At 55.7% G+C, this 9,744-nt stretch carries 9 protein-coding genes and 1 tRNA gene; 7 read left to right on the top strand and 3 right to left on the bottom strand.

What is annotated here, in order from left to right; genetic code table 11:
- Positions 1 to 156 precede the first annotated feature (156 nt).
- A complete protein-coding gene (gene yjeH, locus IM313_RS14505; RefSeq protein WP_192972004.1) occupies positions 157 to 1,395 on the top strand; it encodes an L-methionine/branched-chain amino acid transporter in 1,239 nt (412 codons plus the stop codon).
- 31 nt (positions 1,396 to 1,426) lie between these two features.
- Here the strand turns inward: yjeH and IM313_RS14510 are convergent, their stop codons facing one another.
- Positions 1,427 to 1,891 (bottom strand): FxsA family protein, encoded by a 465-nt coding sequence (locus IM313_RS14510; RefSeq protein WP_028015228.1) that lies wholly within the window; start codon positions 1,889 to 1,891, stop codon positions 1,427 to 1,429.
- 335 nt (positions 1,892 to 2,226) lie between these two features.
- Between IM313_RS14510 and aspA the strand changes: the two genes are divergently transcribed.
- The 5 genes from aspA (at position 2,227) to IM313_RS14535 (ending at position 7,828) form a co-directional block, all read left to right on the top strand.
- Positions 2,227 to 3,663 carry an aspartate ammonia-lyase gene (aspA, locus tag IM313_RS14515; RefSeq protein WP_003855923.1) on the top strand — a complete coding sequence of 479 codons (1,437 nt, stop codon included), beginning with the start codon at positions 2,227 to 2,229 and terminating at the stop codon, positions 3,661 to 3,663.
- Between the two features lie 116 nt (positions 3,664 to 3,779).
- The gene (locus IM313_RS14520) at positions 3,780 to 5,081 is read left to right on the top strand and encodes an anaerobic C4-dicarboxylate transporter (protein ID WP_008502949.1); all 1,302 of its coding nucleotides are present in this window, start codon (positions 3,780 to 3,782) and stop codon (positions 5,079 to 5,081) included.
- Between the two features lie 113 nt (positions 5,082 to 5,194).
- A complete protein-coding gene (cutA, locus tag IM313_RS14525) occupies positions 5,195 to 5,518 on the top strand; it encodes a divalent cation tolerance protein CutA (RefSeq protein WP_014168278.1) in 324 nt (107 codons plus the stop codon).
- Positions 5,494 to 7,203 (top strand): protein-disulfide reductase DsbD, encoded by a 1,710-nt coding sequence (locus IM313_RS14530; RefSeq protein ID WP_047366961.1) that lies wholly within the window; start codon positions 5,494 to 5,496, stop codon positions 7,201 to 7,203. Before cutA ends, IM313_RS14530 begins: the two co-directional genes overlap by 25 nt.
- A gap of 49 nt (positions 7,204 to 7,252) precedes the next feature.
- Positions 7,253 to 7,828 carry a transcriptional regulator gene (locus IM313_RS14535; protein WP_192972003.1) on the top strand — a complete coding sequence of 192 codons (576 nt, stop codon included), beginning with the start codon at positions 7,253 to 7,255 and terminating at the stop codon, positions 7,826 to 7,828.
- On the opposite strand, the gene IM313_RS14540 is transcribed toward IM313_RS14535, so the two are convergent.
- Both IM313_RS14540 and IM313_RS14545 read right to left on the bottom strand, forming a co-directional pair.
- Complete coding sequence (locus tag IM313_RS14540) at positions 7,825 to 8,415, bottom strand: LysE family translocator (RefSeq protein ID WP_192972002.1); 591 nt, start codon at positions 8,413 to 8,415, stop codon at positions 7,825 to 7,827. The genes IM313_RS14535 and IM313_RS14540 overlap by 4 nt on opposite strands.
- A 37-nt stretch (positions 8,416 to 8,452) precedes the next feature.
- Positions 8,453 to 9,298, bottom strand: a complete 846-nt coding sequence (locus IM313_RS14545) for an AraC family transcriptional regulator (RefSeq protein WP_041911503.1) — start codon at positions 9,296 to 9,298, stop codon at positions 8,453 to 8,455.
- Positions 9,299 to 9,466: 168 nt separating this feature from the next.
- Here IM313_RS14545 and IM313_RS14550 point away from each other — a divergent pair.
- A tRNA-Phe gene (locus IM313_RS14550) sits at positions 9,467 to 9,542 on the top strand.
- The last annotated feature ends 202 nt before the right edge of the window (positions 9,543 to 9,744 follow it).

The following is a 9,744-nucleotide window of genomic DNA, read 5'->3' on the forward strand; positions in this document are numbered from 1 at the left end:
TCATTATCAGTTATGGATGACGCCGGCCCGCATGCGGTTTTCCGACTAGTGCCCTGAGAGATGGGGATAGCTTTTTACCCCTTCAAGGGGGAATCGAAAAAAAATTTGCGAAAGTGTTACCATCCACTCTCTTTTGATGGTGGCAGGGCAAGGTAAATGAGTGGACTCAGGCAGGAGCTGGGGCTGGCGCAGGGCGTTGGCCTGCTTTCAACCTCCTTGTTAGGTACCGGCGTGTTTGCCGTACCGGCACTGGCGGCGCTGGTCGCCGGAAATAACAGTCTTTGGGCATGGCCGGTGCTGATCCTGCTGGTGTTCCCGGTGGCGATTGTGTTTGCCATACTCGGGCGGCACTTCCCCAGCGCGGGCGGCGTAGCGCATTTTGTCGGCATGGCGTTTGGTCCGCGCATGGAGCGCGTAACCGGCTGGCTGTTTTTGTCGGTAATACCCGTTGGCCTTCCGGCAGCCCTGCATATCGCCACCGGCTTTGGACAGGCGCTGTTTGGCTGGCACGACGAACAACTGCTGCTGGCTGAGCTGGGTACGCTGGCGATCGTCTGGTGGGTGGGCTCGCGCGGAGCCAGTTCAAGCGCGAATCTGCAAACGTTGGTTGCAGCGTTGATCGTCGTGCTGATCGTCGCCATCTGGTTTGCGGGTAACATTACCGTAGCGGATATCCCCTTCCCTGCGATAAACGATATCGACCATTCACAGCTTTTCGCTGCGTTATCCGTCATGTTCTGGTGTTTTGTTGGACTTGAAGCGTTCGCTCACCTGGCATCCGAGTTTAAACAGCCCGAGCGTGATTTTCCCCGCGCTCTGATGATTGGTTTACTGCTGGCGGGCACCGTATACTGGGCCTGTACCGTGCTGGTGCTGCACTTCAACGCGTTCGGCGAAGATAAAGCCGCCGCCGCATCGCTACCGGGTATCGTGGTTAAACTTTTCGGCGTGAAGGCGCTATGGGTGGCCTGTGTGATTGGCTATCTCGCCTGCTTTGCCAGCCTCAACATTTATATCCAGAGCTTCGCCCGTCTGGTGTGGTCACAGGCGCGCTACAAACCTGAGAGCCGCCTCGCGCGGTTGTCTAAACGTCAACTCCCGATGAATGCGCTGAATGCCGTGTTGGGCTGCTGCGTCCTGAGCTCGCTGGGTATTTATCTTCTCGACATCAACCTCGATGCTCTAATTATCTACGCCAACGGTATTTTCATCATGATCTACCTGCTGTGCATGCTCGCGGGCTGTCGTCTGCTTAAAGGTCGCTATAAAGCACTGGCGGTCGTCGGGGGCATGCTGTGCCTGCTGTTGCTGGCGATGGTGGGATGGAAGAGTGCGTACGCCATCGTCATGCTGGCGGGGCTGTGGGCGTTTTTACCGAAGCGGAAAAATCCGTAGGCCCGGTAAGCGAAGCCACCGGGCAAAAAAATTATCGATCGTCTTTATGGTCTAAACGGTCGCGCTGTTCATCCTTGCGCTGATACTCCCCTTCGAAGGTATCGCCTGGCCCTGTGCTGAACCCGCCGCCCGGCATGCGGCTGAAGCGCAGGTGCGGCAGCAGCTTCATGGTCAGGTGCTTCTGCACCGGCGGCAACAGCAACAGCAGGCCGAGGAAGTCGGTGAAGAACCCCGGCAGGATCAGCAGCAGGCCAGCAATAATCAGCGACACGCTTTTGATCATCTCTTCTGCCGGGCTTTCGCCTGCGGCCATCTTCTGCTGCATTATCAGGAAATTTTTGAAACCCTGATTACGCACCAGCGACATGCCGATGACGGAGGTGAAGATCACCAGAATCAGCGTCAGCAGGACGCCCAGCACGTGAGCTACCTGAATGAAAATAGAAATCTCAATGTAAACATAGAGAAAGAAAGCAATAAACGGTATCCAGCGCACTGGCATCTCCTGTGTGGCAGGTGCCATCTGGCCCCTGTCTGAATGTGTTCGCGTCACGCGTCTGTAAGAGATGGAGACGGTTAGCCAAAATTCAATCGGTTTGCACGGATATTTTTTTCGGAAATATTAAAGCGGTGACACATTTCACAGATTAATAATTATCATGGAATCGGGTCGATAATAAGTGATCCAGCTTACGGCAATTCGCTATCATCAGCATATGATCTCGAACATCTGGCCGATTGAGGGAATAATCGTCGGTCAGAAAATATTCAAAACCACATATATGTTGTGTGTTTAGTACAATCCATCGGCAGCTTGAAAAGAAGGTTCACATGTTAAACAACATTCGTATCGAAGAAGACTTGTTGGGTACCAGGGAAGTTCCAGCGGATGCCTACTATGGTGTTCACACTCTGAGAGCGATTGAAAACTTCTACATCAGCAACAGCAAAATCAGCGATATCCCTGAGTTTGTCCGTGGCATGGTGATGGTGAAGAAAGCCGCAGCGCTGGCGAACAAAGAGCTGCAAACCATTCCTAAAAGCGCGGCAAATGCGATTATCGCTGCCTGCGATGAAGTGCTGAACAACGGCAAATGCATGGACCAGTTCCCGGTTGACGTCTATCAGGGCGGCGCGGGTACCTCCGTCAACATGAATACCAACGAAGTACTGGCAAACATCGGCCTTGAGCTGATGGGCCACCAGAAAGGTGAATACCAGTACCTCAACCCGAACGACCACGTTAACAAATGCCAGTCCACCAACGACGCCTACCCAACCGGCTTCCGCATCGCGGTGTATGCCTCCGTGGTCAAACTGGTCGACGCGATCAACCAGCTGGGCGATGGCTTCCAGCGTAAGGCCGTTGAGTTCCAGGACATTCTGAAAATGGGCCGTACCCAGCTGCAGGACGCGGTGCCAATGACCCTCGGTCAGGAATTCCACGCGTTTAACGTGCTGCTGAACGAAGAGACCAAAAACCTGCTGCGCACCTCCGAGCTGCTGCTGGAAGTGAACCTGGGCGCCACCGCCATCGGTACGCGTCTGAACACCCCGGATGGCTATCAGCAGCTGGCGGTTCAGAAGCTGGCGGAAGTGTCTAACCTGCCGGTGGTGCCTGCGGAAGACCTGATTGAAGCCACATCCGACTGCGGCGCGTACGTAATGGTACACAGCGCCCTGAAACGTCTGGCGGTGAAACTGTCCAAAATCTGTAATGACCTGCGCCTGCTCTCCTCCGGCCCGCGCGCTGGCCTGAACGAAATCAACCTGCCAGAGTTGCAGGCGGGTTCTTCCATTATGCCAGCCAAAGTTAACCCGGTAGTGCCAGAAGTGGTGAACCAGGTTTGCTTCAAGGTGATTGGTAACGACACCACCGTGACCATGGCCTCCGAAGCCGGTCAGCTGCAGCTGAACGTGATGGAGCCGGTGATTGGCCAGGCGATGTTTGAATCCATTCACATCCTGACTAACGCCTGCTACAACCTGCTGGAAAAATGCATTAACGGCATCACCGCGAATAAAGAAGTCTGTGAAGGCTATGTTTATAACTCCATCGGGATCGTTACTTACCTCAACCCGTTCATCGGCCACCACAACGGTGACATCGTTGGTAAGATTTGCGCCGAAACCGGTAAGAGCGTGCGTGAAGTCGTGCTGGAGCGTGGACTGTTGACCGAAGCCGAGCTGGACGATATCTTCTCGGCCCAGAACCTGATGCATCCGGCATATAAAGCGAAACGATATACCGATGAAAGCGAACAGTAACAGTTCAGGCTAGGCTTCCGAAAGGCACGTCACTTGTGACGTGCCTTTTTTCTTTTTAGGCGTTACCTAAATACAACAATTCAATATCAACTTGTTAATAAGCAAGGCAGGTCTTTATGTTTGGAGCAGAACTCGTCATCGTCCTGTTGGCGATTTATTTGGGCGCGCGGCTCGGGGGTATCGGCATTGGTTTTGCCGGCGGTCTCGGGGTGCTCGTACTTACCCTTATCTTTCAGATTAAACCCGGCGCAATTCCTTTTGACGTTATCGAAATCATCATGGCGGTTATTGCCGCTATTGCGGCCATGCAGGTGGCGGGCGGTATGGACTACCTGGTGAGCCTGGCGGAGCGCATGCTGCGCCGCCATCCGAAATACATCACCTTCCTTGCCCCGCTGGTGACCTGGTTTATGACCATTCTCGCGGGAACCGGCCACACGGCGTTCTCCACGCTGCCGGTGATCACCGAGGTGGCAAAAGAACAGGGGATTCGCCCGTCTCGTCCACTTTCTATTGCCGTGGTGGCGTCGCAGATTGCGATCACCGCGTCGCCAATCTCAGCCGCCGTAGTCTTCTTCGCGGGTATCCTTGAGCCGATGGGCGTGAGCTACCTGACGCTGCTGGCGATCTGTATTCCAGTCACGCTGATTGCGGTGATGATTACCGCCGTGCTGTGTAACTTCCTCGGTGCCGAGCTAAAAGACGATCCGGTTTACCAGGAGCGTCTGGCAAAAGGTGAAGTGAGCCTGCGCGGTAGCCAGGTCTTCGAGCTGAAGCCGCACGCGAAACGCTCCGTGCTGCTGTTCCTGATCGGTATCGTCGCCGTGATGTTCTACGCGACCGCCATCAGCGACACCGTGGGGCTGATCCAGAACCCGGTGCTGCCGCGTAACGAAGCGATTGTGGTATTCATGCTGACCATCGCCACGCTGATTAGCATCACCTGTAAAATCGACACCAGCGAAGTGCTGAACGCCAGCACCTTCAAATCCGGTATGAGCGCCTGCGTGTGCGTACTGGGCGTGGCGTGGCTCGGTGACACCTTCGTGAAAGCGCACATCAGCGACATCCAGACCGTTGCCGGCGACCTGCTGCACAACTACCCGTGGCTGCTGGCGGTGGTACTGTTCTTTGCCGCGACGCTGCTTTACTCTCAGGCTGCCACCACCAAAGCGCTGATGCCTGCGGCACTGATGCTGGGCGTGACGCCGCTGACGGCGATTGCCTCTTTTGCGGCGGTTTCTGCGCTGTTCGTTCTGCCAACCTACCCAACCCTGCTGGCCGCGGTTGAGATGGACGATACCGGCTCAACCCGCATCGGTAAGTACGTGTTTAACCACGCGTTCCTGATCCCGGGCGTGGTGGCGATTACGCTTTGCGTCGTCCTCGGCTTTATCATTGGCGGCATTGTGCTGTAAACGGTTAGCCGTTGTAAAAATAGTTAAAATCGGGCCGCTCTGCGGCCCGTTTCATTAATGACCAATCGCATGGCGTGATATAGTGAAGACTTTCGTGATGAGGAGGTCGACTTGTGAACACGCCTGATGCTGTTGTCGTACTGTGTACCGCCCCTGATGAAGCCTCTGCCCAGGATCTCGCCGCCAAAGTGCTGGCCGAAAAACTGGCTGCCTGCGTCACGCTGCTTCCCGGCGCGACCTCCCTCTATTACTGGGAAGGCAAGCTGGAGCAGGAGTATGAAGTCCAGATGTTGCTCAAAACCAATCTGGCGAATCAGCAGGCGCTCCTTGACTGCCTCAAGTCTCATCATCCTTATCAAACCCCGGAGCTGCTGGTGCTGCCAGTGGTCCACGGCGATAACGACTATCTCTCATGGCTCAACGCTTCTTTACGCTGATCCTGCTGCTGTGCAGCACGTCAGTATTTGCCGGTTTGTTTGACGCGCCCGGCCGTTCGAACTTTATTCCCGCCGACCAGGCGTTCATTTTCGACTTTCAGCAAAACCAGCACGATCTCAATCTGACCTGGCAGGTGAAAGAGGGTTACTACCTCTACCGCAAGCAGGTCAGCATCACGCCGGCAAAGGCTAACGTTGGCGCATTGCAGATGCCCGCTGGCGAATGGCATGAGGACGAGTTCTACGGTAAAAGTGAAATTTATCGCCAGCGCTTAAGCGTGCCCGTTACGGTGAATCAGGCGGATAAAGATGCCACGCTGACGGTTACGTATCAGGGCTGTGCCGACGCGGGCTTCTGCTACCCTCCTGAAACGAAGGTCGTTCCGCTTACTGAAGTTAAAGCGGCTGCCTCCCCTCTCCCCTCAGGCGAGAGGGACAGGGTGAGGGATGAAGGCGAAGCCAAAGCTGCTTCCGATCTGCCGTTCTCAGCACTTTGGGCCTTACTGATTGGTATCGGCATTGCCTTTACCCCTTGTGTCCTGCCGATGTACCCGCTTATCTCCGGGATTGTACTGGGCGGCAAACAGCGTCTTTCTACCGCCCGGGCGCTGCTCCTGGCCTTTATTTATGTGCAGGGCATGGCGCTCACCTATACCGCGCTCGGCCTCGTGGTCGCCGCGGCCGGACTGCAGTTCCAGGCAGCGCTTCAGCACCCTTACGTGCTAATCGGCCTGTCAGCCGTATTTATTCTGCTTGCGCTGTCGATGTTTGGCCTGTTCACGCTTCAGCTGCCCTCTTCGCTGCAAACCCGCTTAACCCTGATGAGCAATCGCCAGCAGGGTGGCTCTGCGGGCGGCGTGTTCGCAATGGGCGCCATCGCCGGGTTGATTTGCTCCCCCTGCACCACCGCGCCGCTGAGCGCTATCCTGCTGTACATCGCCCAGAGCGGTAATATGTGGCTCGGCGGGGGTACGCTGTATCTTTACGCGCTGGGGATGGGCCTGCCGCTGATTCTGGTGACGGTGTTTGGCAACCGCCTGCTGCCGAAGAGCGGCCCGTGGATGGAGACGGTGAAAACCGCGTTCGGCTTTGTCATCCTGGCGCTCCCGGTGTTCCTGCTGGAGCGCATCATGGGTGACGCGTGGGGTTTGCGCCTGTGGGCCATGCTCGGCGTGGCGTTCTTCTCCTGGGCGTTTATCGTCAGCCTGGGGGCAAAAAAAGCGTGGATGCGTCTGGTGCAAATTCTCCTGCTCGCCGCCGCGTTGGTGAGCGTGCGCCCGCTTCAGGATTGGGCGTTCGGCTCGCCTGTGGGCCAGACGCAGGCACATTTAAACTTTATACACGTTAAGAACGTCGATGAGCTCAACAGCGCGCTGGCGCAGGCAAAAGGCAAACCGGTGATGCTCGACCTCTATGCCGACTGGTGTGTTGCCTGCAAAGAGTTTGAAAAATACACCTTTAGCGATCCTCAGGTGCAAAATGCCCTGAAAGAGACGGTACTCCTTCAGGCAAACGTCACAGCCAACAATGCGCAGGATAAGGCCCTGCTTAAACACCTTACCGTACTCGGGCTGCCAACCATTCTGTTCTTCAATGAGCAGGGGGAAGAGCTGCCAGAACAGCGTGTAACCGGGTTTATGGACGCACCGGCATTCAGCGCGCATTTGCGCAATCGCCAACCGTAAACAACACTTTAGACGGGACATACCGTTGGGAATAGCGGAGGAGATAACCGTGCAACGCGAAGACGTACTGGGACAAGCCCTGCAACTACTTGAGATTCAAGGGATCGCCAGCACCACGCTTGAGATGGTAGCCGACCGTATCGATTACCCTCTGGATGAGCTTAAGCGCTTCTGGCCGGATAAAGAGGCGCTGCTTTATGATGCCCTACGCTATCTTAGCCAGCAGGTGGATATCTGGCGCAGGCAGCTAATGTTGGATGAAGAGCTGACCGCTGAGCAAAAACTGTTAGCGCGCTACACCGCCCTGACAGAGTGCGTCAGCAACAATCGTTATCCAGGCTGCCTGTTTATTGCTGCCTGTACGTTTTATCCCGATCCTGGCCATCCAATACACCAGTTGGCGGATCAGCAAAAACGTGCGGCGCATGACTTCACCCACGAACTGCTGACAACGCTTGAAGTGGATGACCCGGCAATGGTCGCTAAGCAGATGGAGCTCGTACTGGAGGGTTGCCTGAGCCGCATGCTGGTGAACCGTAGCCAGGCCGATGTGGATACGGCGCACCGCCTGGCGGAAGACATTCTGCGCTTTGCCCAGTGTCGTATGGGCGGGGCGTTAACCTAGACCAGCATGCCCGCCCAGGCGGAGACGAGCAGACATAGCGCCATCAGGCGCTGAAACCGCACCATCGCCACGGTGGTGCGAAACACCCGGTTTACCGCCTTCCCCAGCCACGCCCAGCACATCAGGCACATCACAGAAATCAGTAAGAACCATAGCGCCATCAGCGCAATATCTCTTAACGGATGAATGCTCGCGGGAGCAAAAAGACTCACTACCGCCAGCGCCATCATCCACGTTTTCGGATTCACCATCTGCAGCAGCGCTGCGGCTTGCGCGGTGAAGCGATGAGGCGTCTTCTCAGAAAGATTCGCCGCAGGCGCCCGATACAGTTGCCAGCTCATCCAGGTTAGCCACAGCACGCCCGCCCAACTCATTGCCTGGCGTATCAGAGGAAACTGACGCAGCACCTCCCCGGCGCCGGCACCCGATATCAGCACAATCAGACTCGCCGTAATACATCCCCCTATAATGGCGGGAATGGTGTTTTTCACGCCAAAGTGCTGGCTGTTAGTGAGAACGAGGATATTCGTCGGGCCGGGCGTTATCGACGCGACAAAGGCAAACAGCAGATAAGGCATCAGACTCACAGATGGCTCCTTTTTTGTTAGAGCCATTACTGTGCCGCTATTTTCTGGAAACGTCTGGAAGGTTTGTGCACAACCGGCGGTAGTGGGCAGGGGAAATGCGGTATGCACGCTGGAACCAGCGTCCCAGATGGCTTTGGTCGGCAAAACCGAGCGCTGTAGCCACATTAACAGGCTGTTCGCCGTGCGCCAGCAGCTGTCGCGCCTTTGCCAGACGCAGCTGAATAAGCCAGGCGTGCGGTGCCAGGTTGAACTCGCGCTTAAAACAGCGCGTCAGCGTAAAGCGATCCGTGCCCGTCTCGCGCGCAAGGTCTGACAACCCCACGTTCTCGCCGATATGCGCATAAAGATAGTCGCGTGCGCGATGCGCCACGGCAGCGCTCTGTAGCTGCGACGGGAGTTTCTTACGCCAGTGGCAATGGGAGGTGATCTGAGAGAGCAGCTTATCCATTGTGCTCTGCTGAACAATTTTCATCTCATCGCTATGCAACGCGTTAAATGTCTCGCCGATAGAACGGACCAGCTGAGGTTCTCGCGTTAGCGTTTGAGCAAAGTGAAGCGAGTAGCGATCCGGCGTGGCTTCATATAATCCACGGAGGGTACGCGTCAGCCACTGCTCGTCAAGATAGAAGGTGAGATAGGTAAAGCCTCCTTCCACAGGCGCGTCGCCGTCGTGAATTTCACCCGGCTCCAGTAAGAACGCATCACCAGGATGGCTGCGGTGGCGTTCGCGACGACAGTGGAACTGCTGGGTGCCTGAAAGGGTAATCCCGACCAGATAACTATCGTGCCAGTGGGGATCGAAGGCATGGCCTTCGAAGTGCGCTTTAATCGTTTCAATGCCGGTATCCGCATGCTGACGGAGCTCAAGCCAGTCGTTTGCCATACTGCCCTCCTGTTGTCATCAGCATTGCCGCACGGCCCGGTATTGTCTGGAAGATTTGTGCATTTTCACGGTGAAAACGTACAGATTGCCGCAAACTTAAGCAGTTGAACAGCTTTTCCTGAAATAATGTTGACGATAAGGCGCGATTGCGGTTTAATGCGCTCCGTTGCCCGGATAGCTCAGTCGGTAGAGCAGGGGATTGAAAATCCCCGTGTCCTTGGTTCGATTCCGAGTCCGGGCACCACTATTTAAAGAACCCAGCCTATGGCTGGGTTTTTGCTTTTCTGCGTTTATCAAAACCTTACCTTATTTTTACTCCTGTATCTCTTCCCGGTAAGATCGTGCGGTTAGCATTTCCCGGTGGCACTGCGCTTACCGGGCCTGCAAAACCTGTAGGCCGGATAAGGCGAAGCTGCCATCCGGCATTTTCCGGCGCACAAAGCAAA

Source organism: Enterobacter cloacae complex sp. P2B, from assembly GCF_014895985.1.
Taxonomy (GTDB): Bacteria; Pseudomonadota; Gammaproteobacteria; order Enterobacterales; family Enterobacteriaceae; genus Enterobacter; species Enterobacter bugandensis.

Coding starts and splice junctions, on each gene's coding strand:
- IM313_RS14520 (WP_008502949.1), top strand. CDS start 3,780: ATGTTTGGAGCAGAACTCGTCATCGTCCTGTTGGCGATTTATTTGGGC.
- yjeH (WP_192972004.1), top strand. CDS start 157: ATGAGTGGACTCAGGCAGGAGCTGGGGCTGGCGCAGGGCGTTGGCCTG.
- IM313_RS14545 (WP_041911503.1), bottom strand. CDS start 9,298: ATGGCAAACGACTGGCTTGAGCTCCGTCAGCATGCGGATACCGGCATT.
- IM313_RS14530 (WP_047366961.1), top strand. CDS start 5,494: ATGGCTCAACGCTTCTTTACGCTGATCCTGCTGCTGTGCAGCACGTCA.
- aspA (WP_003855923.1), top strand. CDS start 2,227: ATGTTAAACAACATTCGTATCGAAGAAGACTTGTTGGGTACCAGGGAA.